The organism is Isoptericola sp. b515 (genome assembly GCF_030588125.1).
GTDB classification, from domain to species: domain Bacteria; phylum Actinomycetota; class Actinomycetes; order Actinomycetales; family Cellulomonadaceae; genus Isoptericola; species Isoptericola sediminis.
In genome coordinates, this window is record NZ_JAUQYR010000004.1 from 75,314 (window position 1) to 98,382 (window position 23,069).

The window sequence follows — 23,069 nt, forward strand, 5'->3', positions numbered from 1 at the left end:
TCATGAGCACCACGACCTCCGACACCCCCGCCGCGCGCACCGCCGACGCCGAGCGAGATACTGAGCTGATGGCCGAGACCTCCGACCTCCGCGTCCGCGCGCTGGACCCCCTGCCCGCACCGCGGTCGATGCGTGCCCGCCTCCCGCTGGGCACCGCGCGCAGCGACCTCGTGACCACGTCCCGGCGCGAGGTGCGGGACGTGCTGCGCGGCGAGGACGACCGCCTGGTGGTCATCGTGGGCCCGTGCTCGGTGCACGACCCGGCGGCCGCGCTCGACTACGCCCGCCGGCTCGCACCGCTGGCCCGCGAGCTGTCCGACGAGCTGGTCGTCGTCATGCGGGTCTACTTCGAGAAGCCGCGCACCACGGTCGGGTGGAAGGGGCTCATCAACGACCCGCACCTGGACGGTTCGCACGACGTCCACCACGGGTTGCGGCTCGCCCGCGAGGTGCTCCTGGGTGTGCTCGACGCCGGTGTCCCGGCCGCTTGCGAGTTCCTCGAGCCGACCTCTCCGCAGTACATCGCCGACGCCGTCACCTGGGGCGCGATCGGCGCGCGCAACGCGGAGTCGCAGGTCCACCGCCAGCTCGCCTCCGGGCTGTCGATGCCGGTCGGGTTCAAGAACGCCACGGACGGGGACGTGCAGATCGCCGTGGACGGCTGCATCACGGCCGCGAGCGAGCACACGTTCTTCGGCGCGGACGCGGAGGGCCGTGCGGCCGCCGTCGAGACCGCCGGGAACCCGGACTGCCACGTCATCCTCCGCGGTGGCCGGGGCGGGCCGAACTACGGCGCGTCCGACATCGCCGACGCGCTGGCCGTCGCCCGGACCTCCGGGCTGGGCGGCCCCGTGGAGCACGGCGTGATCGTGGACGCCTCGCACGGGAACTCCGGCAAGGACCACGTGCGCCAGGCCGAGGTGGTGCGGGAGATCGCGGCGCGTCTGGCCGACGGCGAGCAGGGGATCAGCGGGCTCATGCTGGAGAGCTTCCTGGAGGCGGGTGCCCAGCAGCCGGCACCGCTCGACCAGCTCGTCTACGGCCGGTCGGTCACCGACAAGTGCATGGACTGGGGCACGACGGCGGAGCTGCTCTCGGTCCTGGCGGAGGCGATCCGCACGCGTCGCGAGGGCTGAAGCCTCCTGTCCGGGGGATGCTCGACCGCCAGGTCCCGCAGCCGGCGCAGCCCGCGGTGCTGCGCCACCCGGACCGCGCCGGCCGACATGCCCAGCCTCCTGCCGACCTGTGCCGCGGACAGGCCGACCAGGACCCGCAGCACCACGACCTGCCGCTGCACGGCGGGCAGGCGGTCGAGCATCCCCCGCAGGCGCGCCGACGTGTCGGCCGCCATCGCGCTGTCCTCCGGCGTGCCGTCGACGACCGGTTCCGGCACTCCGTCGAGCTCGACCAGGTGACGTGACCGCGCGGCCGCCCGCACCGCGTCCGCGACCTTGTGGGCGGCGATGCCGTAGACGAACGGCAGCAGCGGGCCCCGGGCACGCGGCAACGCGACCAGCACCGCCTCGCACACGTCCTGCGCCACGTCGTCGGCACTGGTGTGGCGCCCGGCTCCCGACCCCAGTCGCGCGCGGCAGTAGGGCACGACCGTGCGTCGCACCGTGTCCATGACCTGGGCGAGCGCCTGTTCGTCACCGGCTACCGCGCGCGCCACGAGATCCGAGGGTGTCTCGACCACGGTGCCGCACCATCCCCCCACGCTCCGACAGGACCTCGCCGACCTGGCGATGTGACCTGTAACACATCCACGCCCCGGAGCGACATCTTCGGCAACGGGTTGTTCTGCAGGGTGCCGACTGCCGCGTCCGTTCTTTATGCCCTGATTTACGTTTTATGTAAAATCTGTATAACAACGTCTGGTCTGTACTGGTGCTCGAGGATACCGACGTGCCACTGTCCTGGCACCCGGTGGACCACCGGCCCGCTCGATCGGAAGACCCGACGAAAGGACCTGCTGTGCACAAGAAACTCCTGGCCGTGTGGGGCACGGCCGCGCTCGCCGCCGCGAGCGTCGCCGTCCCCGCCAGCGCCGCCCCGCCCGAGACCAACGGCTACATCGTGATGCTCAGCCCGTCCGCCAACACCGCCTCGGTGGCCGCCCAGCACTCCCGCGCCGCGGACGTCGCCGTCGCCCACGTCTACACCAGCGCCATCCGGGGCTACTCCGCCACCATGAGCGCGACCGCCGCCGCTCGCCTGGCCGACGACCCCCGCGTGCTGCTGGTCCAGCCCGACGGCGTCGTGACGACCACGGCGCAGACCACGCCCACCGGCATCGACCGCGTCGACGCCGAGCTGAGCTCGACCGCCGCCATCGACGGCGCCGACACCCGTGTCGACGTCGACGTGGCCGTCATCGACTCCGGCGTCGACCTCGACCACCCGGACATCAACGTCTACGAGCCCGGGGCCATGAACTGCTCCACGGGCCGCTCCGCCAACGACGGCAACGGCCACGGCACCCACGTCGCCGGCACCATCGGCGCGCTCGACGACAGCGCCGGGGTCGTCGGTGTGGCGCCCGGCGCCCGGATCTGGCCGGTGCGCGTGCTCAACAACGCGGGCAGCGGGCAGTGGTCCGACGTGATCTGCGGCATCGACTTCGTCGCGGCCAACGCCGACCAGATCGAGGTCGCCAACATGAGCCTCGGCGGCACCGGGACCGACAACGCCTGCGGCAGCAACACCGACGCCATGCACGAGGCGATCTGTGCCGCGGTCGACGCCGGGGTCACCTTCGTGGTGGCGGCGGGCAACGAGTCCGACGACTCCGCGAACCACCTCCCCGCGGCGTACGACGAGGTCATCACCGTCAGCGCGCTGGCCGACTTCAACGGGCTGCCCGGTGGCGGCGCCGCACCGACGTGCCGCACCGACGTCGACGACACCTTCGCCGGCTTCTCCAACTACGGCGCCGACGTCGACCTCATCGCCCCCGGCGTCTGCATCACGTCGACCTGGAAGGGCGGTGGCTACGACACCATCTCCGGCACGTCGATGGCCTCCCCGCACGTCGCCGGCGGCGCGGCGCTGTACCAGGCCACCCACCCGTCGGCCTCCCCGGCCCAGGTGAAGTCGGCCCTGCAGTCGGCCGGCACCACCGACTGGAACGACGTCGACGACCCCGACGGCACGAAGGAGAAGCTGCTGAACGTGGCCGGCTTCTGATCGCTCCACGAACACCCGGCTGACAGCGGCCGGCACGCCTCGCGCGTGCCGGCCGCTGCTGCGCCCGGGTGCGCCTCGGACGGTCGCGCCACCCCGGGCCGGACCCATCCGGAAGCCGCTCGGCGTCGAACCACTGGTGTCCCGGGAGGTCCGGGACCGCACGACGGGAGCGGCATGTCGATCGACCTGGTGTGCCCGGTGGGGCACACTGTGCGGGTGCCACCACCCGAGACGACGCCGGTCGACGACGCCCTGGCGGCGTGCGCCGGCGGGACGCCGGACGCGTTCGGGCCGGTGTACGACGCCCTGGCTCCCGCCGCGTACGGCACGGCGCTCAGGGTGCTCCGCGACCCGGACCACGCCGCCGAGGTGACCCAGGAGGTGATGGTCGAGGTGTGGCAGACAGCCGCGACGTACGACCCGGCCCGCGCGTCGGCGCGTACCTGGGTCGTCACCCTCGCCCGTCGACGCGCGATCGACCGTGTCCGTGCCGAGCAGGCGCGGCGCGACCGGGACCAGCGCGACCTGGACACGAACGTCGCTCCCTCGGGCCACGACGTCGTCGCCGAGGACGTCGAGCAGCGCCTCGAGGGCGCAGCCGTGCGGCGCTGCCTGGACTCGCTCACGGGGACGCAGCGCGAGGCGGTGGTGGACGCCTACTACGGCGGTCGGACCTACCGTGAGGTGGCCGAGCGGCTCGGTGCCGCCCTGCCGACCGTCAAGTCCCGGATCCGCGACGGACTGATCCGGCTGCGCGACTGCCTGGGGGTGAACCATGGCTGACAGCACGCACGACGCCTGGGACCTCCTGCCGGCCTACGCGCTCGACGCGGTCGACGACCTGGAACGCCGTGCGGTCGAACGCCTCCTCGCCGCCGACCCGGCGGCCCGCCGCGCCCTCGACGAGTACCGCGAGGTGGTCGCGGCGTTCACGGTGGACTCGACGCCGCCGGCCGAGCTCCGCGATGCCGTGATGTCCCGCATCGCGCAGGGGTCGACGGCGACACCCGCCGAGCGCTCCGGGGTCGACGACGGCGCGTGGTCCGGATCCGACGGCGAGACCCGGAGCGCCCGTTCCGCGGGCGACGAGAACGTCGTGCCGTTGGCCCGGCGCCGTCGCCGGTGGGGCCTCGTCGCCGCAGCGGCCGCCGCCGTCGTCGCCGTGGCCGTGCCCACCACCGTCGCGATCCGGGCGACCGTCGAGCAGAACCAGCTCCAGCAGCAGGTCGACACGGTCGCGCAGATGATGGCCGACCCGTCGGCGACCCTGCTGCGCAGCGAGGTCGCCGGGGGTGGCCAGGCCTCGGTGCTGGTCGCCGGCGAGGACCTGCTGTTCAGCGCGAGCGACCTGCCGGACGTCGGCGCGGGCTCGACCTACCAGCTCTGGCTGGTCGGCGCCGAGGGCGGTGTGACGTCCGCGGGTCTGCTCGACCCCGAGGACGGTGCCGTCGAGCGGCTGCTGCAGGGTGTGGACGGCGTCGGCCTGGCCGTGTCGGTCGAGCCGGAGGGCGGCTCGCAGCAGCCGACCACCGACCCGGTCGTCGTGCTCGCCGAGGGCTGACCCGGAGCGAGCGTGCGAGTGCAGGGGCGGCCCGACCACGAGTTCTGAGGGCTGACCCGGAGCGAGCGTGCGAGTGCAGGGGCGGCCCGACCGCGAGTTCTGAGGGCTGACCCGGAGCGATCCGCCGCAGCACGACACCGGCCCACCCCGTCCGAGGACGGCGCGGGCCGGTGCGGAGCTGGTGCCCTGGTCCCGCCCGCCCCCTGCGCGGCCGGGACCAGGGAGCCGGTCACATCGTCGGCATGAGGACCCCGTCGATGAGGTAGACGGTCGCGTTCTGCGTCATGACGCCACCGCAGATGACGCCGGCGTCGTTGACCGTGAGCTCGTCGCCCTCGCCGGTGACCTCGACGGTCTCGCCCTGGACCGTGGTGTGCTCGCCGACGACGTCCTCGGGCAGTGCCTGGCCCTCCACCACGTGGTAGGTCAGCACCGAGGTCAGCAGGTCGGCGTCGGTGGACAGGGCGTCGATGGTCTCGGCGTCGACGGCCTCGAAGGCCTCGTCCACCGGGGCGAACACCGTGAACTCGCCCCCGTTGAGGGTGTCGACCAGGTTCACGTCCGGGTTGAGCTCGCCGCTGACGGCGGCGGTCAGCGTGGTCAGCAACGGGTTGTTCGACGCCGCGACGGCCACGGGCTCGGTGGACATGCCCTCGATCGAGCCGGCACCGTCGGGCACCTGCGAGGCGTAGTCCTCGCACCCGGGGCCGACGAGGTTGGCGGCCGGGTCCATCTCCATGTCCTCCTCGGCCATGTCGTCCTCGGACTCCATGTCCTCCTCGGCCATGGACTCCTCCTCCATGGGGGACTCCTCGGTCATCGTCTCCTCCGAGCCGGCCGTGTCCCCGTCGTCGGTGGAACAGGCGCCCAGGGCCAGAAGGGCCAGGGTCGCGAAGCCGGCGGCGGCGGTGCGGGTGCGAGTGCGAGCCTTCATCGTTCTCTCCTTGCCTCGTCGCCCCGACGTCCCCGGGGCGCTTCACGAGGGTGTTCGGAACGAGGGCGCCGTCCGGATGGGTCAGGGCGAAAACTTTGTCGATCTGTGATCTCGCGCGCTCGCCGACGGGCCCGCATCATCGGTGGATGAGCGACATGTGGCGATTCGACGGTCGCATCCTCGGCGTCGGGACGACGTCCGGGACGCGGGTGGTGCTGGGGGTCTGGGACCGCTCGCCGTTCGGTGCCTTCGCCGACGCGATGGTCGAGGACGGCTCCGGCCGTCGTCGGCTCGTGGCGCCGGCCCACGTCGCCGAGTTCGTGGCCACGACCTACGGCTTCGACGACGTCGTGGAGTCGCCGGTCCGTGTGCGGCTCGAGGACGGCGCTCCCGGGTCGCTCACCGCCGAGGCCGGTCCGCTCCACCTGCACGCCGCCGTCGGGCGCCGCACGGGACTGGGCCGGCTGCTGCGGCTGCTGCCGGGCCGGCTCGCCTCCGCGCCGTGGTTCACCGTGCTCACCGACCCTGTCGCCCGGCTCGTGCTCGACGGCGTCCGGACGCGGGGCAGCGCCGGCAACGGCCGGCACGAGACGTACGGCGCCACGGACGTGCACCGGGTCGACGCCGTCAGTGCCACCTGGGAGGGCACGGACCTCGGGGCGCTCGCGGACGTCGACCCGCCGGTCCGGTTCGGGTTCGGCTCCACGCCGCGGCGTCCCAGCCTGACCCGGGTGACGACGACGGTGCGGGGCTGAGCGTCGGGCTCCGACCCATCCGCGCCGCTCCGCGCTCCGAACCCCGGGCATGGAGACGCTCGTGCTGGTCGGTCTGCTCGGTGGTCTGGTCACCGGCATCTCGCCGTGCATCCTGCCGATGCTGCCCGTCATCTTCTTCGCCGGCGGTGTCGAGGGAGCGCGGGCGCGGACCCGGGCCGCGACGGGTGACGCACCCGCGAACTTCGGTGAGGACCCGGCACGTGCCCGCGTCGACCAGGCGCTCTTCGCCGGGGCGCCGACGGCCATCCGGGTCGACCGCGTCGGCAGGGTCTCCAGCGGCCCGTCGCGGGGGGACCGGGACGGCACCGAGGCGCGCCACCGCCGGCGGCGGACGCCCCGGTCCTGGCGCCCCTACCTGGTCATCGCCGGACTGGTCGTCAGCTTCAGCCTCTTCACGCTGCTCGGGTCGCTCCTGCTCACCGCGCTCGGGCTGCCGCAGGACCTGCTGCGCTGGCTCGGCATCGCCCTGCTGGCCGCGATCGGCGCGGGCATGATCGTGCCCCGGTTCGAGGAGGTGCTCGAGCGGCCCTTCCGGCGGATCGCGGCCCTCGGGTCGCGGCGGTCCCCGCGCCCGGACCGCGGGGCGTTCCTGCTGGGCCTCGGCCTGGGCGTGCTCTACGTGCCGTGCGCCGGGCCGGTGCTGGCCGCGATCACCGTCGCCGGCGCGACCGGCGACGTCGGACCGGGCACGGTCGCCCTGACGGTGAGCTTCGCCGTCGGTGCCGCGGTCCCGCTGCTCGTCTTCGCCCTGGCCGGACGGCGCGTGGCCGAGCGGGTGCGGGGGTTCCAGCGCCACCAGCGCGGCATCCGCACCGCCGGAGGGCTCGTCATGATCGCGCTCGCGGGCGCCCTCGCGCTGAACCTGCCGGCCCAGCTCCAGCGGGCCCTGCCGGACTACATCGGCACCCTCCAGCAGCAGCTCGACTCCAGCGAGACCGTCCAGGACGCCCTCGAGCTCGGCGGGATCGTCACGGACGCCAACCGCGAGCTGTCGAACTGCACGAGCGGGGACGCCGAGCTCGCCGAGTGCGGGACGGCGCCGCCCCTGACCGGCATCACGACCTGGCTCAACACCCCCGACGGCGCACCCGTCGAGCTCGCGGACCTGCGCGGCCAGGTGGTGCTCGTCGACTTCTGGACCTACTCCTGCATCAACTGCCAGCGGGCGCTGCCGCACGTCAACGCCTGGTACGACGCCTACCGCGACGCCGGTCTGGAGGTGATCGGCGTGCACACCCCGGAGTTCGCCTTCGAGCGCGAGACGCGCAACGTCGTCGCGGGGGCCGAGGACCTCGGTGTCGACCACCCGATCGCGCAGGACAACGCCTACTCGACGTGGACCGGCTACCGGAACCGGTACTGGCCGGCCGAGTACCTGATCGACGCCGACGGGACCGTGCGCTACCTGAAGTTCGGCGAGGGTGACTACGCCACGACGGAGCAGCACATCCGCGACCTGCTGCGGGAGGCCGACTCGGACGTCACGCTCCCCGCGCCCACGGACACCGAGGACACCACCCCGCAGGCCGACACGACGCCGGAGACGTACCTCGCGCTCAACAAGGTCTTCAACTACGCGGGGCCGACCGACTACGGCAGCGGCGAGCGGCGGTTCACCGCACCCACCGAGCAGCCCGAGGACACCTTCTCCCTGGACGGTCGGTGGGACGTCGACTTCCAGGGTGCGACCGCGGTGTCCGACGACGCGATCCTGCGGCTGGCCTACCGGTCCACCGACGTGTACTCGGTGCTCGGGGGCGAGGGCACCGTGACGGCACGGGTCCTGGCCGACGACGGCACCCTGCGCGCGGAGCGGGAGATCGACGTGGCGGCCAACCCCACGCTCCATGACGTGCTGCGCGGTGACGGCGCGACCGAGGGGACGGTGGAGCTGGAGGTGCCCGCCGGCGTGACCGTGTACACCTTCACGTTCGGCTGACCGCCGCGGACGGCGTCGACGCGTCGGGCAGGGCAGCCGTCAGCGGCCCTCGGGATCTCGGTGGACTCCGCGACGGCGAACCCCCAGCCCTGGGCGACTGTGGGCTCGGGTGGCACGGCGATCTCGTCGGGGGGTCAGGACCCGGCGGCGAGCGGACCGAAGCGGTCGGCCGACGCGAGCCGCCAGTCGGCGGCCCAGCCCTGCGGTGCGTCGTCGAGCAGCTCACCCGGGGCGAGCCACTCGTACAGCTCCGCGTACGAGCGGCTGTCCGTGGGGGACACGGTGCGCCGGAGGTGCGCGGGGGTCAGCTCCTCGGGTCCGGAGACGCCCATGGCGGCCATGAGTCGCATCGCCTCGTCGACGGTGGAGCGCTGGTAGCGGTGGACGCGTTCGCTCTTGTCCGCGACGTCGAGGGCTCGGGCCCGCCAGGGGTTCTGCGTGGCGACGCCGCTCGGGCAGCGGTCGGTGTGGCACCGCTGCGCCTGGATGCAGCCCGCGGCCATCATCATGGCCCGGGCGGCGTTGGTGTAGTCGGCCCCCTGGGCGAGCCGTTTGACGATGTCGCTGCCTCCGGCGATCTTCCCGCTCGCGCCGACGCGGACACGGTCGCGCAGTCCCGTGCCCACGAGGGCGTTGTGGACCGTCATCAGTCCCTGGGTGAGCGGCATGCCGACGTGGTCCTCGAACTCCAGGGGTGCAGCACCGGTGCCGCCCTCGGCGCCGTCCACGATGATGAAGTCGGGGGCGGTTCCGACCTCCAGCACGGCCTTGCAGACGGCGAGCACGTCCACCCGTGAGCCCACGCAGAGCTTGATGCCGGCGGGCTTCCCACCGGCGAGCTCACGCATCCGTGCGACGAACTCGACGAGCTCGGTCGGGGTCGAGAACACCCGGTGGGCGGAAGGGCTGACGCACTTCTCGCCCGCGGGGACCTGGCGTGTCCGGGCGATCTCGGCGGTCACCTTCGAGGCGGGCAGTACCCCGCCGACCCCCGGCTTCGCGCCCTGGCTCAGCTTGAGGGACACCATCTTGACCTGGTCTTTCGCGGCGGTGGCGCGGAACGTCGCGGGGTCGAAGTCGCCGTCCGCGGTCCGCGCGCCGAAGTAGCCGGTCCCGATCTCCCAGACCAGGTCGCCGCCGTGCTCCTCGTGGTACGGCGAGAGGCCGCCCTCGCCGGTGTCGTGGGCGAACCCGCCGAGGGCGGCACCCTTGTTCAGGGCGCGGATCGCGTTGGCCGACAGGGAGCCGAAGCTCATGGCCGAGACGTTGAGCAGGGCCATGGAGTACGGGCGGGTGCAGTCGGGTCCGCCGACCTGGACCCGCGCCGGCTCGTCGGGGGTCTCCAGCGGGGTCGTCGTGTGCACGAGGTGCTCGTGCCCGACCCGGTTGACGTCGAGCTCGGTGCCGAACGGCTTCTCCTCGTTGACGCCCTTCGCCCGCTCGTACACGAGCGAGCGGGTGTCGCGGTCGTACGGGCGGCCGTCCCAGTCGCGCTCGATGAAGTACTGCTGCAGCTCGGGCCGGACGATCTCGAGGAGGTAGCGCAGATGGCCGATCACGGGGTACCGGCGCAGGATCGTGTGCTTGCGCTGCAGCAGGTCCCAGGTCGCCAGGGAGGCGATCCCCGCGCCGAGGGCTCCTACGCCTTGCCAGGTTCTCCGTCGTCCCACCTCGTCCTCCGTCCTGGACTCGTGCTCCGTCGGGGCGGCCAGGGGTCAGCCGGCGAAAGACTCCAGCGTCGCCCGGTCGACGGTCCCGTCGTGCCGGATCAGCTCCTCGGCCTCGTCCATCCGCTCCCAGACGTTGACGGCCATGGCCCCGTTGACCCGGCCGCCGTCGACCCAGAACGCGACGCACTCGCGGTCCTCGGCGGAGCCGGAGATCACGACGTCGCCCTCGGTGAGTCCCTTGGCCTCCATGCCGAGGTCGAACTGGTCGGAGAAGAAGTACGGCAGCACGTCGTACGGCTCCTCGGAGCCCATCACGGCCCGCGCGGCATGCTTGCCGGTCTCGTCGGCCACGGCCCAGTGCTCGATGCGCAGCAGCCGGTCGAAGCGTGCGGACGGTACCGCGGCGATGTCGCCGACGGCCCAGACCTCCGGTGCGGAGGTGCGCAGGGTCCCGTCGACGGCGACGCCGCCGCCGTCGCGGTCCGCGACCAGGTCGAGCCCCGCCTCCGCGGCGAGCCCGACCTCCGGGGTGACGCCGATCCCGACGACGACGGTGCGTGCCGCGAGGGACGTGCCGTCGTCGAGGTGCACGCTGCTCGCCCGGGTGCCGTCGCCCTCGATCGCGACGACGGAGCGGCCGTGGAGCAGCCGCACGCCGTTGTCCTCGTGCACGCCGGTGAAGACGCGGGCCACCTCGGCGCCGAGCGACGCGAGCGGGTGCGGGCCGCGGCCGACGACGGTCACGTCCCGGCCGAGCTGCCGGGCGGAGGCGGCGACCTCCATACCGATCCACCCGTCGCCGACCACGACGACGGGTCCGTCCTCGGAGAGTGCGGTGGAGAGCCGGTCGGCGTCGCGCACGGAGCGCAGGTAGTGGACGCCGTCGAGCTCGGCCCCGGGCACGTCGATCCGCCGGACCCGGGATCCCGTGGCGAGCACCAGCCGGGAGTACCGCTGGGACCCGCCGGGAGCGGTGGTGACCGAGCGGGCGCCGACGTCGAGCGCGGTGACGCTGGTCCCGGTCCGCAGGTCGACGTTGTGGTCGCTGTACCAGTCCGCGTCCAGGGGGCGCAGGTCGGCACGTCCCGCCTCGCCGCGCAGGTACTCCTTGGACAGCGGAGGACGCTCGTACGGCGGCATGGGTTCGCCGGCCACCACCACGAGCGGCCCGTCGTAGCCCTGGTCGCGCAAGGTCTCCGTGGCGCGGGCTGCGGCGAGCCCACCCCCGACGACGACGATCGGATCCATCGGTCCTCCTTGGCGCTGTCCTGCAGTCCGCCTCACAGAGTGTCACGTCTGCCCGGATCGTGCCGTGGAGGGCCGCAGGTGCGCGGCGGCGGGCGGTGGGCGCCAGGCCCCGGTGTCGTCAGGCGGTGTCGCGGTCCTTCTGCCGGGTTCCGGTGGAGAGACCCGCGACGAGCAGCACCGCCCCGGCGAGCAGGAGGTACGTCGACAGCAGGAGGGCGATCGTCGGTGCGTCGTCGGTGGGTCGGGCGAGGATCACGACGCCGAGCACGATCCACAGCACCGCGTTGACGAGCTGCCAGTCCCAGGCCTTCGCGCGTACGGCGCGCCCCCGCAGCCCGGCGACGACTCCGGCCACGCCCGCGGCGCAGGCCCACACGCCGACGACGAGGAAGAGCAGGGGAGCAGTCATCGAGGGCCAGAGCACCACGAGCAGGCCGGCGGCGACGCTGAGCAGCCCGGCGACGAACCGCCAGCTCAGGTCGCCCTGGTCGGCCCGTTGCCCGGGGACGTTCTCGACCGCGAGCAGCGCTCCCTGGGCGAGGATGGCCAGGCCGATCACCCAGCGCAGCCAGGACAGGCCCTCGTCGGGGTTGACGAGGAGGACGGCACCGGCGACGAGGTAGGCGACGGCACGGACGTAGACGAGTCGCCACAACCTCCGCGCCGTCCCCGCGGTCCGTCGCGAGAGTGGTGTCACCGCGTCGTCGGCCATGCCCGGCTCCTCCCGGCGTCGTCCCGTGCTGGTGATGCTACGAGCAGCGCGTGGTCCTCGCCGTCTGACGTGCGGGGACGGTCACGGTTCCGGCAAGACGTCGCAGGATCACCCTTGCGCTCCGATGTCGCGGACCTCTAAGGTCGGCCATGCGTGGTGACACGAGTCACTACTGCCCCCTCGAGTCTCGACGGAGAGGAACTCGCATGTCAGTCCCGTCCTCGCGCGGCAGGCCCCGCCGCGCACTGGCCCTGGGAGCAGCCGCGGCCGTCCTGCTGACCGGCGTCGGCGCCGCGCAGGCGTCGCCGCCCGACCAGGTCGACCCGTTCGACCCGGACCTCGGCCCGAACGTCATGGTCTTCGACCCCTCGACCCCGCAGGCGGAGATCGAGACGGCGCTCGACGAGCTCGCCGAGCAGCAGACCGACGCCGAGATGTCGACGGACCGCTACAGCGTGCTGTTCAAGCCGGGCAGCTACGGCTCGGCCGAGGACCCGCTGCAGGCGCGCGTCGGCTACTACACGGAGGTCGCCGGCCTCGGGGCGTCCCCGGGCGACGTCGACGTCCGCGGCGCGATCGAGGTCTACAACCGCTGCCTGAACAACATTCCGGGCAGCTCGAACTGCATCGCGCTCGTCAACTTCTGGCGCACGCTGTCGAACCTCCACCTGACGATCGACAGCTCCGGTCAGGACGGGTGCCGGGCGTCGGCCAACTTCTGGGCGGTCTCCCAGGCGGTCTCGATGCGACGTCTCGACGTCGACGGCTTCCTGTCCCTGATGGACTACTGCACCGACGGGCCGCACTACGCCTCCGGGGGCTTCATCGCCGACTCGCGGTTCGACACGCCGCCGCTGAACGGGTCGCAGCAGCAGTGGCTGACCCGCAACAGCGAGATGCCCGCCTGGTCGAACGCCGTGTGGAACCAGGTGTTCTCCGGCGTCGTCGGTGCCCCCGACGACTCGGAATTCCCCTCCCCGCCGTACACGACGCTCGACGAGACGCCCGTGAGCCGGGAGAAGCCGTACCTCTTCGTCGACGACGACGGGCGCTGGAACGTCCGCGTGCCCGCGGCGCAGACCGGCACGCGCGGCGTGAGCTGGGCCGACGGCATGACCGAGGGGCGCACCATCGGCATCGAGGACTTCTTCGTCGCCCAGCCGGGTGACTCGGTCCGCGAGATCAACACCAACCTGGCCCGTGGCAAGCACCTGCTGCTGACGCCGGGCGTCTACGACGTCGCGGAGACCATCGAGGTCAAGCGTCCCGACACCGTCGTGCTCGGCATGGGGCACGCCACCCTGACCGCCGTCGACGGCGCGACGCCGATGCGCGTCGCGGACGTCCCCGGCGCCGTCGTCGCGGGTGTCACGATCGACGCCGGCGAGACGGAGTCCGAGCTGCTGCTGCAGGTCGGCAAGGAGAACGGCGACCACGAGAACCGGACCGACCCCGCGAACCCGACCACGCTGTCCGACGTGTACTTCCGCGTCGGCGGCCCCCACGTCGGGTCCACGGACACCGCGCTCGAGGTGAACTCCGACAACGTGCTCATCGACCACACCTGGGTGTGGCGCGGGGACCACGGCGTCGAGGGCTTCCCCACGGGTGGGGAGAACGGCGTGAACGGTGACACCGTGCGGTGGAACACCAACATCGGCCGCACCGGTGTGCGCATCAACGGTGACGACGTGACCGCGACCGGTCTGTTCGTCGAGCACTTCCAGGAGTTCAACACCGTCTGGAACGGCGAGCGCGGCACCACCGTGCTCTACCAGAACGAGCTGCCCTACGACCCGCCGACCCAGGCCGACTGGACCCGTCCGGACGGCACCCTCGGGTACGCCGGGTACAAGGTGGCCGACGACGTCACCGAGCACACGCTGCACGGTGGCGGGGTGTACGTCTTCAACCAGAACAACCCGGACATCGTCACCGAGAACGGGTTCGAGGTGCCCGACGCCCCGGGCGTGAAGCTGCACCACATCATGACGGTCAACCTGTCGGCCGGGACCATCAACCACGTCGTCAACGGCGTGGGCGACGCGGTGCCGCCGTCGACGGTCGGTGTGCCGGAGTACCTCGTGGAGTACCCCGCACCCTGACCCCTCCCTCCTGAGCAGGAGATGCAGACCCCGCCCCGGGGACGGCCCGTCCGGTCCGTCCCCGGGGCGGGGCTCTCCTGCGTCCGGGGCGGGGCGCCGTGCGCGGAGGGGGTCGGTCAGGTCGAGGCGCGCGGGACGACGCGGCTCGGCTCGTCCGGCCCGGGCGGCAGCGGCCGGCCGTCCAGCACCGCCTCGACGCTCGCCGCCAGGTGACGGGCCTGCGCGGCGCTCGGCTGCGAGATGGTCGTCAGGGGCGGGTCGGCGAGCGAGGCGGCCGGGACGTCGTCGAGACCGATGACGGCGAGACGGCCGGGCACCTCGACACCGGCCTCGCGGGCCCCGGCCAGGACCGCCAGGGCGACCTCGTCGTTGTAGCAGGCGACCGCGTCGACGCCGTCGGCCACCCACCCGCGCACCGCCTCGGTCGCGGGGGCGACCGGGGTGACGACGGCGACCGGCGGCACGGGGACGTCCGCCCGGGCGCAGGCGCGCCGCACACCGTCCGTGCGCAGGTCGGCGAACTCGCGCAGCCGCTCGTCCGGGGTGGTGGCGATGCCGAGGTGTCGGTACCCACGCTCGAGCAGGTGCTCGACCTGGAGCTCGCCCAGTCCTCGCTGGTTCTCCGCGTCGATGCCGGGGTGGGCGCCGTCGTCCACGGACCCGGCACCGACCACCTCGATGCCCGCCTGGCGCAGCGCCCGCAGGTCCTCGGCCGGGAAGTGCGTGAGACCGACGACGACGCGGGGCGTGACGGCCCGCCACAGCTCGCGCAGCGGCCGGGTCGAGCGGTGGTGGTGCACCAGGAGGAAGAGGCCGCGTTCGGCGAGGTTGTCGGTGAGCAGGTCCAGGACCGTGTCCACGACGGGGCCGGTGGGCCAGTCGGGCAGGACGCACACGACCAGGTCGCTCTGCCCGCGGCGCAGGGCGCGTGCCGCGGCCGACGGCGCGTACCCGAGCTGTGCGGCGGTGGCCAGGACGAGGTCGCGGGTCGCGGTCGAGATGTTCGTGCCCGGGGTGTCGTTGAGGACGTAGCTGACGGTGGTGCGGGACACGCCGGCGGCGCGCGCGACGTCGGCACTGGTGACGGGCAAGGGATCCTCCACGACGGTGTGGGTCGAACTCTACGCGGCGCGCCGTCGCGGTGGGCGTGCTGGACGGGTGTATCAACTGGCTGGTACACATGGTCCCGCCGACCGAACCGACGGAGGTCCTCGCCGTGGCGCTGTTCCTGTTCCTGACGTTCTGGCAGGAGGCGGTCGGGCTGCTGGCGGCCCTCGTGCTCGTCGTGGCCCGTCGGCGGTCCGCCGGCGCACTGCCGGTCACGACGGGCGTCCGCGCGGTGGTGCTCTCCGGCCTGGCGCTCGCCCTGGCCTTCCTGGCCGCGCGACGGTGGAGCGGTATCGGGCCCGTCGTGGGCGGACCCGAGCTCCTGGGCGGGCTGTACGGCGCCACCCTCTACACCGGGCCCCTGATCGCCGGCCTGATCGCCCTGGCCGTGTTCCTCCTCCCGGTCCGTCGCCGCCCGACCGGTCGCTCCGCGGTCCTGGCCCGGCGGACGCCTCTGACCTTCGTCCGTCCGTGGTGGTTCGTCGCGGTGTCCCTGGTGCTGACGGGCGTCGTCGTCCTCACGGTCGCGCTGGGCCTGGTCTCGCGGCCTGACGACGAGGGGCACTACCGGATGTTCCTCATCGAGGCCGGGGAGACCGCCGTCGGGGCCTCCGTCTACGGCTGGTACTACTCCGTGCCGTGCCTTGTCCTGATCGCCGGGCTGCTGCTCCTGGCGTTCCTCGACCTCGTGCTGATCGCGCGCCCGGCGGTGGTCGGCGACCACGAGTCGGACCTGGCCCAGCGGACCTGGCGCTCGCGTGCCGTCGTCGGCGTCGTCGTCGGCGCGCTGCTGCTGCACCTGTCCGCCGTCGTCTACTCGCTGCAGGGCGCCCTGATGGTGCGCGGCTCCTCGTCCGGGACCGGGGTGCTGAGCAGCGCGTTCGCCCCGCTCGCGGAACCCCTGCATCTGGTCGGGGACGTCGTGCAGGCCGGCGGCTGGTTCGTGTGGTTCTTCCTGCTGCTCGCCGCGCTGACGGCCCGCCGTGCCGAACGGGCGCGCGACGCGGAACCCGCCCTCGCGACGGAGGGCTGAGCGGTGCCGCTGCGCATCGCGCTGACCGGCAGCACGCCACCGGCGGACCAGATCCGTGACCAGATCCGGGGCCTGGTCACCACAGGCCGGCTCGGCGCCGGCGAGCGGCTGCCCTCGGTCCGCCAGCTCTCCGCCGACCTCGGGGTGGCGGCCGGCACCGTGGCCAAGGCGTACCGGTCCCTCGAGGCCGACGGGGTCCTGGCCAGCCGCATCGGTTCCGGGACCCGCGTCAGCACGACCGCAGGTGCCGCGCCGCACGCCGTCGTCGAGAGTGCGCAGGGTCTGGCCCGTGCCGGCCGGGAGGCGGGGGTCGACGTCGACGAGGCCGTCCGTGTGCTGCGCGCCGTCTGGGGCGACTGACGCCGACGTCGGGCCGACATGGCCGCCTACGCTGAGGCCGTGGACCCCCTCGACGCCGTCACCTGGCCCGTGCTGACCGAACGCCTGGCGATCCGCCGTGCGACGCCCGACGACGCCGCGGCGACCTGGCGGTGGCGGCGGCTGCCCGAGGTCGGGGAGTGGATCACCAGCGCGCCGACCGACTACGCGACCTACCGAGAGCGGTTCGTCGACCCCACCCGTCTGGCTCTGACGCTCGTGGTCGAGCTCGACGGCGAGCCGATCGGCGACCTCATGGTGAAGGTCGAGGACGGGTGGGCGCAGGCCGAGGTGGCCGACCAGGGCCGCGCCGTGCAGGCCGAGATCGGCTGGACCCTCGACCCGGCGTTCGGTGGCCAGGGCTACGCGACCGAGGCGGTGCGCGGAGCGATCGGGATGGCTTTCGAGCAGCTCGGGCTGCGTCGCGTGCACGCCGGATGCTTCGCGGCGAACGAGGCCTCGTGGCGGCTGATGGAGCGCCTCGGGATGCGCCGGGAGGAGCACAGCCGCAAGACCGGTCTGCACCGGTCGGGCGAGTGGCTGGACGGCATGGACTACGGGCTGCTGGCCGAGGAGTGGCGGGGCTGACCCACCACGGGGCGGCCTCGGCTGTCTACAGGACGAGCGCCCAGATCGGCGCCGCGGTGATCAGGCAGATGGTGACGGCGGCGCCGAGATCGACGGGCTGCGGCTGAGACCGTGGATCCGGGACGAATCGTCCGCCACGTCGATGCCTGGACCGGACGAGCCAGGTCTCGTGGTCGCGTTCCGCGACGCGACGGCGGAACCCGATCGTCACGAAGAGGGGGAGCAGCAGAGCGACGTAGGTGAGGGTCGCGCCGACGGCGATCGATGCGATCTGCGAGTCGGCCTCCGTCCACGCAGGTCCGGGGAACCTGCGCCCGCGGTGGAACGCCACCAGGACGCCGATGATCGTCCCTCCGACGAGGCCGGCACCAGCAGCGAAGTGGGCCTTCCTGACCATGCCGACGCGCTGCTCCGACCGTGGGCTGGCACCGAACGCCATCTCGAACTGACCCTTGCTCGGCCGGCAGAGCAGTCGCAGGACGAGACCCAGGGGAGAGTCCTCGGCCACGGACCGGTACGTGCGCGGCGAGCGCGTGCCTCCGTCGTCGCTGCGCATGACCGAAGAATGGCCACGGCGGGAACAGACGCAGAGACCCGTCAAGGAAGGACAAGAGGCCCTCCCACCAGCGTTTCCGCTGGCCAGAGGGCCTCTCGACTGGTCGGGGTGACAGGATTTGAACCTGCGACCTCTTCGTCCCGAACGAAGCGCGCTACCAAGCTGCGCCACACCCCGAGGGACTGCGCCCGCACGCTCGAACACCGGCGAACCGGATCCCTCGTGCGGAAGCCTGCTCAGAATAGCCGACGATCGCCCCGGAACGAAAACTCAGATCCGGTCCCGCGCCGTGAACGTGATCAAGGTCGCTTCCGGGCGGCAGGCGAACCGCACCGGGGCGTACGGCGAGGTCCCGGCGCCGGCCGAGACGTGCAGCCAGGTGGAGTCCTCGCCGCCCGGTTCGTCGGGCCGCGGGCCGGGCCAGCCGTGCAGACCCTTGGCACGTCCGCGGTCGATGTCGCAGTTGGTGACCAGCGACCCGTAGAACGGCAGGCACAGCTGGCCGCCGTGCGTGTGCCCGGCGATGATCGCGTCCGCTCCGTCGGCGTGCATCCGGTCCAGCACCCGCTGGTACGGCGCGTGCGCGACCCCGAGGCGCAGCAGCGCCGGCTCGTCGTCGGTCGTCTCCGGGAACTCGTCCCGGTCCAGGTGCGGGTCGTCCACACCGGCCAGGGCGACGCGCCGCCCCCCGACGTCGACGGCGTCGCGCCGGTTGGTCAGGTCGGCCCATCCGGCGTCGCGCATCGCCGCGGCCATGCGGTCCCACGGCAGGTCGGGCGTGCGGCGCATCGGTCCGCGGGCGTCCGGGAGCAGGTAGCGCGCCGGATTCTTGAAGGTGGGGGAGTAGTAGTCGTTGGAGCCCATGACGAACGCCCCCGGGGCGGCGAGCAGCGGCTGGAGCGCGTGCAGCAGCGGGTCGACGGCGTCGTGGTGCGCGATGTTGTCGCCGGTGTCGATCACCAGGTCAGGCTCCAGCGCGGCCAGCGACCGGACCCAGTCGATCTTGCGCTGCTGGTCCGGGGTCAGGTGCAGGTCCGAGACGTGCAGGACCCGCAGGTCGCGCTCGCCCGGGGCCAGCACGGGCACGGTCACCCGGCGCAACGTGAACAGCTTCGTCTCGAGGTGTGCGTACGCCAGGCCGGCGACGCCCAGGGCGGCGACCCCGCCCAGCACGGTGAGGGGTCTCAGCCGTCGCTCCCGTCGTTCTGACCGTTCCCGTTGCCGTTTCCGTTGCCGCCGCTGTTCCCCGGGCCGTCGCTCGCGCCCGAGGAGTCGGACCCCGTGCTGAACGACGAGCTGTCGTCGGACGTGGTGGGCGCAGAGGTGGGGGCCGGGGCCGAGCCGATCAGCCGCGGGTCAGGGGCGCCGAAGTCCTCGACCGGCATGCCCTTGACCGCCTGGTCCATGTAGGTCTTCCAGGTCGGGGCCGCGACGGTCGAGCCGTAGAGGATGTCGTAGGAGTTGCCCGCGACGGTGCCCGGACCGGTGTGGTCCTCGACGGGGTTGTCGACCGAACCGACCCAGACGGTCGTGGCGAGCTGCGGGACGAATCCCGAGAACCACGTCTGGGCCGACAGCTGGGACGTGCCCGTCTTGCCGGCCACCGGGCGGCCGTCCTCGAGACCGCCGACGTAGTAGGCCGTTCCGCGGGTGAAGACGTTCTCCATGGCGTGAATCATGGTGTTGGCGACGTTCGTCGGCAGCGCGTTCTTGTCGCAGTCGGCCTCGGGGACCTCGTACTCCTCACCCTGGGGCCCGGTGACACCCGTGATCGCCCGCGGCGCGCAATAGGTGCCGCCCGAGGCGATGGTCGCGTACATCGCGGCCATGTTCAGCGGGGAGGACTCCTGCGTGCCGAGCAGCATCGGCGCGAAGATGTTGATGTCGCTCTCCTTGACCTGCGTGGTCTTCAGCGGCCCCTTGTCCCGGGTGTCCGTCTTGATGCTCGTGCTGGTGGGGCGGAAACCCATCTGGTAGGCGGTGCTGCGCAGGTCGCACAGGTTGAGCCGGCTGCCCATGTCGGCGTAGGCCGCGTTCACGGACAGGTAGGTGGCCTTCATCACGCTCATCGGCCCGGCGGAGCCGCCCTCGGCGTTGCCGACCGACCAGGGCGCGGACGTGAGGTTGCCCACGCACGGCGTGTTGAAGTTCGCCGGGATGAGGGTCCGTTCGTTGGCGTTCACGACGTCGTTGAGCGTGTGCCCGCTCTTGAGCCACTCGGCGAGGACCACCGGCTTGAAGTTCGACCCCGGGGAGAAGCCGCCCGAGGCGCCGTGCAGGTAGTCGGCGTTGTAGCTGACGGTCGTGTCCCGGCTCGCCTTCTCCGCGGCCTTCGTGCCGGTGTAGGGGACGTTCTGGGCCATCGCGAGGATCTTGCCGGTCCCGGGCTCGACGGAGACGATCGAGGCCTCGAGCCCCTCGCTGCTGTCGTCCTCGGGCACCGACGTCTTGATGGTCTTGAACGCGGACTTCTGCTTCTTCATGTCCAGCGTCGTGTGGATGTCGAGACCGCCCCGGTAGAGCAGGTTCTGGCGGTCCGCGCGCGTCTCCCCGAACGCCGGGTCCAGCAGCAGCTCCTTGATGACGTAGTCGCAGAAGAACGCCGAGTTGTTCGCCATCTGGCAGCCGGCCGGCGTCGGGTTGACGTTCAGCGTCTCCTCGATCGGCTGGTCGAGCGCCTCGTCACGCTCGTCCAGCGAGATGTACCCGAGGCTGTACATGTTCTTGATGACCAGGTCGCGCCGCTCCTGGGCCAGCTCGGGGTTCCGCGTCGGGTCGAACTTGCTCGGTGCCTTCGTGATCCCGGCGATCGTGGCGGCCTGGACGACGGTGAGGTCCGCGGCCGTCGTGTTGAAGTAGTAGCGGGCTGCCGCCTCCACGCCGTAGATCTGCTTGTGCCCGAACTGTGCGACGTTCAGGTAGCCCTGGAGGATCTCGTCCTTGGACATGCGCTCCTCGAGGGCGATGGCCATCTTGGCCTCGCGGAGCTTGCGGTCGATGGTGGACTCGTGGGCGGCGATCACGGCGAACTGGTCGCCGTCCTGCAGGGCCGACTCGATGAGCATGTTCTTGACGTACTGCTGGGTCAGCGTCGAAGCGCCCTGCGTGGCGTCGTTCGTGAGGTTGTTGACGACGGCACGGGTGATGCCTTGGGCGTCCACGCCGTGGTGCTCGTAGAACCGCTCGTCCTCGATGGCGATCGCCGCGTGCTGCACGTTCTCGGAGATCTCGTCGAGCGGCTTCACGATGCGGTTCTGGTAGTAGAACGTCGCCAGCAGCTTGCCGTTCGAGGCGTAGATCCGGGACTGCTGGGACAGCGGCCGCGGCTCGAGCTCGGCCGGGAACTCGTCGTAGATCTCCACGGTGCTGTCCGCCACCGCGTTGACCCCCGCGACGGCCGGGATGACGAACCCCGCGGCCAGCACGCCGCCGGCGCCGGCGGCCAGCAGGAAGGCAAGCAGCAGCGCGACCATCTGCGTGGCCGGGATCGTGCGCGTGATGCGACGAGACTCAGGAGGCGCCATGTGCCCAGCCTAGAGGTTCGGTCCGCGCCGCCGCACAGGAGGACCGGCACGGGTGTGCAGGTCCTGTGGAGTCGTGGTCCCGGACTCGTGCCGATGCCCCGACGAAACATGGTCGGGCTACCATCGCCGCATGGCTACCACGTGGGAGTACGCGACCATCCCCCTCCTGATCCACAACACGAAGGCGATCCTCGACCAGTGGGGCGCCGACGGCTGGGAGCTGGTGCAGGTCGTGCCGGGTCCGGACAGCGCGAACCTCGTCGCCTACCTCAAGCGACCCTCGGGTGAGTGAGGCCGGCGTGAGCATCGAGTCCCGCCTGGCAGAGCTGGGCCTGACCCTGCCCGACGTCGCCGCACCGGTGGCGGCGTACCAGCCCGCCGTCCGGTCGGGACGGTACGTCTACACCGCGGGGCAGCTGCCCTTCGTGGACGGTGCCCTGCCGACCACCGGCAAGGTCGGCGCCGGCGACGGGCTCGTGGACCCGGCGGACGCCACCGAGCTCGCCGGCATCTGCGCCCTCAACGCGCTGGCCGCCGTGCACAGCCTCGCCGGCGCGCTGGAGGGTGTGCGCATCGTCAAGGTCACCGGTTTCGTGGCCAGCGACCCGTCCTTCACCGGCCAACCCGCCGTCCTCAACGGTGCCAGCGAGCTGCTGGGCAAGATCTTCGGGGACGCCGGCACGCACGCCCGGTCCGCCGTCGGCGTCGCGGTCCTGCCGCTGGACGCCCCGGTCGAGGTCGAGCTGATCGTCGAGCTCGCCGACTGACGGGTCCCCCGTCACAGCACGAGCTCGGCAGTTCCTGCGTCGATCGGCACCTCAAGCTGCCGATCGACGCAGGAACTGCCGACGGCGCGGGACGCCGCGGTACAGCGCACACAGCGGACGTCGAAGGCCCCCGGACACCGTCATCCACCCCGAAGTGGAGGCCGCCCAGCGGCCGTGAACGTGACGGTGTCCGGGGGCCTTCGACGTCCGCGGACGAGCAGGACTCAGCGGGCGCGGCGCTCCAGCCGGTCCATGTCGAGCAGCACGACGGCACGGCCCTCGCGACGGACCCAGCCACGCGTGGCGAAGTCGGCCAGCGCCTTGTTGACGGTCTCGCGGGACGCGCCGACGAGCTGGGCGAGCTCCTCCTGCGTCAGGTCGTGCGCGACGCGGACGCCCTCGTCGTTCGGCTCGCCGAAGCGCTGCGACAGGTCGAGCAGCGCCTTCGCGACCCGCCCGGGCACGTCGGAGAACACGAGGTCGGCCAGGGTCTCGTTCGTGCGGCGCAGCCGTCGGGCGAGCGCGCCGAGCAGCGTCGTGGCGACGTTGGGGTGGGCGGCGACCCACTGGACGAGCGCCTGGTGGCGCAGCTCGTAGCACAGCGCGTCGGACACCGACGACGCGGTCGCGGTCCGGGGGCCCGGGTCGAAGAGCGAGAGCTCGCCGAACATCTCGCCGGGTCCGAGGATCGACAGCAGGTTCTCCCGACCGTCGCTGGAACGGCGTCCCAGCTTGATCTTGCCCTGCGCGATCACGTAGAGCCGGTCGCCCGGCTCCCCCTCGCGGAACAGGACGTCCCCGCGGCCCAGCTCGACCGGGATCATGGACTCGATGAGCGCCTTGGACTCCTCGGTGTCCATGTCGGCGAACAAGGGGGCGGAGAGCACGACGGTGTCGTCCACAGCAATCCTCACGTTCTCGGGCCTCTGCCCGGGCGGGGCGAGGCGCGCGTCTGTCAAAATGTGTTCCAGGTCTCAGTCTGCCT

Annotated in this window: 22 protein-coding genes and 1 tRNA gene; 12 read left to right on the forward strand and 11 right to left on the reverse strand. The window is 72.4% G+C overall.

The window, feature by feature from the left end:
• The first annotated feature begins 2 nt into the window (after positions 1-2).
• The gene (locus Q6350_RS12335; RefSeq protein ID WP_246246252.1) at positions 3-1,136 is read left to right on the forward strand and encodes a 3-deoxy-7-phosphoheptulonate synthase; all 1,134 of its coding nucleotides are present in this window, start codon (positions 3-5) and stop codon (positions 1,134-1,136) included.
• On the opposite strand, the gene Q6350_RS12340 is transcribed toward Q6350_RS12335, so the two are convergent.
• Complete coding sequence (locus Q6350_RS12340) at positions 1,037-1,672, reverse strand: sigma-70 family RNA polymerase sigma factor (RefSeq protein WP_305066318.1); 636 nt, start codon at positions 1,670-1,672, stop codon at positions 1,037-1,039. The two genes, Q6350_RS12335 and Q6350_RS12340, sit on opposite strands and share 100 nt — an antisense overlap.
• Positions 1,673-1,974: 302 nt before the next feature.
• On the opposite strand from Q6350_RS12340, the gene Q6350_RS12345 reads away from it, so the two are divergent.
• The 3 genes from Q6350_RS12345 (at position 1,975) to Q6350_RS12355 (ending at position 4,747) form a co-directional block, all read left to right on the forward strand.
• Positions 1,975-3,186, forward strand: a complete 1,212-nt coding sequence (locus Q6350_RS12345) for a S8 family peptidase (protein ID WP_305066319.1) — start codon at positions 1,975-1,977, stop codon at positions 3,184-3,186.
• Between the two features lie 216 nt (positions 3,187-3,402).
• Entirely contained in the window at positions 3,403-3,969 is a 567-nt protein-coding gene (sigK, locus tag Q6350_RS12350) for an ECF RNA polymerase sigma factor SigK (protein WP_305066320.1), read from the forward strand.
• Positions 3,962-4,747: an anti-sigma factor gene (locus Q6350_RS12355; protein WP_305066321.1), complete on the forward strand. Its 786-nt coding sequence runs from the start codon at positions 3,962-3,964 to the stop codon at positions 4,745-4,747. The genes sigK and Q6350_RS12355 overlap by 8 nt, the downstream gene beginning before the upstream one ends.
• Positions 4,748-4,976: 229 nt before the next feature.
• Here the strand turns inward: Q6350_RS12355 and Q6350_RS12360 are convergent, their stop codons facing one another.
• Complete coding sequence (locus Q6350_RS12360; protein WP_171245634.1) at positions 4,977-5,681, reverse strand: fasciclin domain-containing protein; 705 nt, start codon at positions 5,679-5,681, stop codon at positions 4,977-4,979.
• 146 nt (positions 5,682-5,827) lie between these two features.
• Between Q6350_RS12360 and Q6350_RS12365 the strand changes: the two genes are divergently transcribed.
• Positions 5,828-6,436 carry a hypothetical protein gene (locus Q6350_RS12365; RefSeq protein WP_304604519.1) on the forward strand — a complete coding sequence of 203 codons (609 nt, stop codon included), beginning with the start codon at positions 5,828-5,830 and terminating at the stop codon, positions 6,434-6,436.
• 49 nt (positions 6,437-6,485) lie between these two features.
• Positions 6,486-8,396, forward strand: a complete 1,911-nt coding sequence (locus Q6350_RS12370; protein WP_305066322.1) for a cytochrome c biogenesis protein DipZ — start codon at positions 6,486-6,488, stop codon at positions 8,394-8,396.
• Positions 8,397-8,530: 134 nt separating this feature from the next.
• Here Q6350_RS12370 and Q6350_RS12375 read toward each other — a convergent pair whose 3' ends face one another.
• The 3 genes from Q6350_RS12375 to Q6350_RS12385 all read right to left on the reverse strand — a co-directional run bounded on the left by Q6350_RS12375 (position 8,531) and on the right by Q6350_RS12385 (position 12,026).
• Entirely contained in the window at positions 8,531-10,066 is a 1,536-nt protein-coding gene (locus tag Q6350_RS12375; protein WP_305066323.1) for an FMN-binding glutamate synthase family protein, read from the reverse strand.
• Between the two features lie 45 nt (positions 10,067-10,111).
• On the reverse strand, positions 10,112-11,314 hold the full coding sequence (locus Q6350_RS12380) for an NAD(P)/FAD-dependent oxidoreductase (RefSeq protein WP_304607482.1): 1,203 nt from the start codon (positions 11,312-11,314) through the stop codon (positions 10,112-10,114).
• A 118-nt stretch (positions 11,315-11,432) separates the two neighbouring features.
• Positions 11,433-12,026 (reverse strand): HdeD family acid-resistance protein, encoded by a 594-nt coding sequence (locus Q6350_RS12385; protein ID WP_305066324.1) that lies wholly within the window; start codon positions 12,024-12,026, stop codon positions 11,433-11,435.
• 206 nt (positions 12,027-12,232) lie between these two features.
• Here Q6350_RS12385 and Q6350_RS12390 point away from each other — a divergent pair, with 206 nt between their 5' ends.
• A complete protein-coding gene (locus Q6350_RS12390) occupies positions 12,233-14,131 on the forward strand; it encodes an adenylyl cyclase (RefSeq protein ID WP_304604514.1) in 1,899 nt (632 codons plus the stop codon).
• 116 nt (positions 14,132-14,247) lie between these two features.
• Here Q6350_RS12390 and Q6350_RS12395 read toward each other — a convergent pair whose 3' ends face one another.
• Positions 14,248-15,222, reverse strand: coding sequence for a LacI family DNA-binding transcriptional regulator (locus Q6350_RS12395; protein WP_304604513.1), 975 nt, complete (start codon positions 15,220-15,222; stop codon positions 14,248-14,250).
• 89 nt (positions 15,223-15,311) lie between these two features.
• On the opposite strand from Q6350_RS12395, the gene Q6350_RS12400 reads away from it, so the two are divergent.
• Genes Q6350_RS12400 through Q6350_RS12410 form a run of 3 tightly spaced genes read left to right on the forward strand, consistent with a single transcriptional unit; the run spans position 15,312 to position 17,237 of the window.
• Entirely contained in the window at positions 15,312-16,271 is a 960-nt protein-coding gene (locus tag Q6350_RS12400; protein WP_304607485.1) for a hypothetical protein, read from the forward strand.
• A 3-nt stretch (positions 16,272-16,274) separates the two neighbouring features.
• Positions 16,275-16,631, forward strand: coding sequence for a GntR family transcriptional regulator (locus Q6350_RS12405; RefSeq protein ID WP_305066326.1), 357 nt, complete (start codon positions 16,275-16,277; stop codon positions 16,629-16,631).
• 39 nt (positions 16,632-16,670) lie between these two features.
• Positions 16,671-17,237, forward strand: a complete 567-nt coding sequence (locus Q6350_RS12410) for a GNAT family N-acetyltransferase (RefSeq protein WP_305066327.1) — start codon at positions 16,671-16,673, stop codon at positions 17,235-17,237.
• Positions 17,238-17,262: 25 nt separating this feature from the next.
• Here Q6350_RS12410 and Q6350_RS12415 read toward each other — a convergent pair whose 3' ends face one another.
• The 4 genes from Q6350_RS12415 to Q6350_RS12430 all read right to left on the reverse strand — a co-directional run bounded on the left by Q6350_RS12415 (position 17,263) and on the right by Q6350_RS12430 (position 21,317).
• Positions 17,263-17,793, reverse strand: coding sequence for a hypothetical protein (locus Q6350_RS12415; RefSeq protein ID WP_305066328.1), 531 nt, complete (start codon positions 17,791-17,793; stop codon positions 17,263-17,265).
• A 100-nt stretch (positions 17,794-17,893) separates the two neighbouring features.
• A tRNA-Pro gene (locus Q6350_RS12420) sits at positions 17,894-17,970 on the reverse strand.
• A 93-nt stretch (positions 17,971-18,063) separates the two neighbouring features.
• A complete protein-coding gene (locus tag Q6350_RS12425) occupies positions 18,064-18,966 on the reverse strand; it encodes a metallophosphoesterase (protein WP_305066330.1) in 903 nt (300 codons plus the stop codon).
• An 11-nt stretch (positions 18,967-18,977) separates the two neighbouring features.
• Complete coding sequence (locus Q6350_RS12430) at positions 18,978-21,317, reverse strand: transglycosylase domain-containing protein (RefSeq protein ID WP_304604507.1); 2,340 nt, start codon at positions 21,315-21,317, stop codon at positions 18,978-18,980.
• 130 nt (positions 21,318-21,447) lie between these two features.
• Between Q6350_RS12430 and Q6350_RS12435 the strand changes: the two genes are divergently transcribed.
• Positions 21,448-21,609, forward strand: a complete 162-nt coding sequence (locus tag Q6350_RS12435) for a DUF4177 domain-containing protein (protein WP_171245625.1) — start codon at positions 21,448-21,450, stop codon at positions 21,607-21,609.
• Between the two features lie 7 nt (positions 21,610-21,616).
• Positions 21,617-22,084 (forward strand): RidA family protein, encoded by a 468-nt coding sequence (locus Q6350_RS12440; protein ID WP_304604506.1) that lies wholly within the window; start codon positions 21,617-21,619, stop codon positions 22,082-22,084.
• A 224-nt stretch (positions 22,085-22,308) separates the two neighbouring features.
• On the opposite strand, the gene Q6350_RS12445 is transcribed toward Q6350_RS12440, so the two are convergent.
• Complete coding sequence (locus tag Q6350_RS12445) at positions 22,309-22,986, reverse strand: Crp/Fnr family transcriptional regulator (RefSeq protein ID WP_304604505.1); 678 nt, start codon at positions 22,984-22,986, stop codon at positions 22,309-22,311.
• Positions 22,987-23,069: the final 83 nt, after the last annotated feature.

Coding starts and splice junctions, on each gene's coding strand:
- Q6350_RS12335 (WP_246246252.1), top strand. CDS start 3: ATGAGCACCACGACCTCCGACACCCCCGCCGCGCGCACCGCCGACGCC.
- Q6350_RS12355 (WP_305066321.1), top strand. CDS start 3,962: ATGGCTGACAGCACGCACGACGCCTGGGACCTCCTGCCGGCCTACGCG.
- Q6350_RS12360 (WP_171245634.1), bottom strand. CDS start 5,681: ATGAAGGCTCGCACTCGCACCCGCACCGCCGCCGCCGGCTTCGCGACC.
- Q6350_RS12365 (WP_304604519.1), top strand. CDS start 5,828: ATGAGCGACATGTGGCGATTCGACGGTCGCATCCTCGGCGTCGGGACG.
- Q6350_RS12370 (WP_305066322.1), top strand. CDS start 6,486: ATGGAGACGCTCGTGCTGGTCGGTCTGCTCGGTGGTCTGGTCACCGGC.
- Q6350_RS12380 (WP_304607482.1), bottom strand. CDS start 11,314: ATGGATCCGATCGTCGTCGTCGGGGGTGGGCTCGCCGCAGCCCGCGCC.
- Q6350_RS12385 (WP_305066324.1), bottom strand. CDS start 12,026: ATGGCCGACGACGCGGTGACACCACTCTCGCGACGGACCGCGGGGACG.
- Q6350_RS12390 (WP_304604514.1), top strand. CDS start 12,233: ATGTCAGTCCCGTCCTCGCGCGGCAGGCCCCGCCGCGCACTGGCCCTG.
- Q6350_RS12400 (WP_304607485.1), top strand. CDS start 15,312: ATGGTCCCGCCGACCGAACCGACGGAGGTCCTCGCCGTGGCGCTGTTC.
- Q6350_RS12415 (WP_305066328.1), bottom strand. CDS start 17,793: ATGCGCAGCGACGACGGAGGCACGCGCTCGCCGCGCACGTACCGGTCC.
- Q6350_RS12430 (WP_304604507.1), bottom strand. CDS start 21,317: ATGGCGCCTCCTGAGTCTCGTCGCATCACGCGCACGATCCCGGCCACG.
- Q6350_RS12435 (WP_171245625.1), top strand. CDS start 21,448: ATGGCTACCACGTGGGAGTACGCGACCATCCCCCTCCTGATCCACAAC.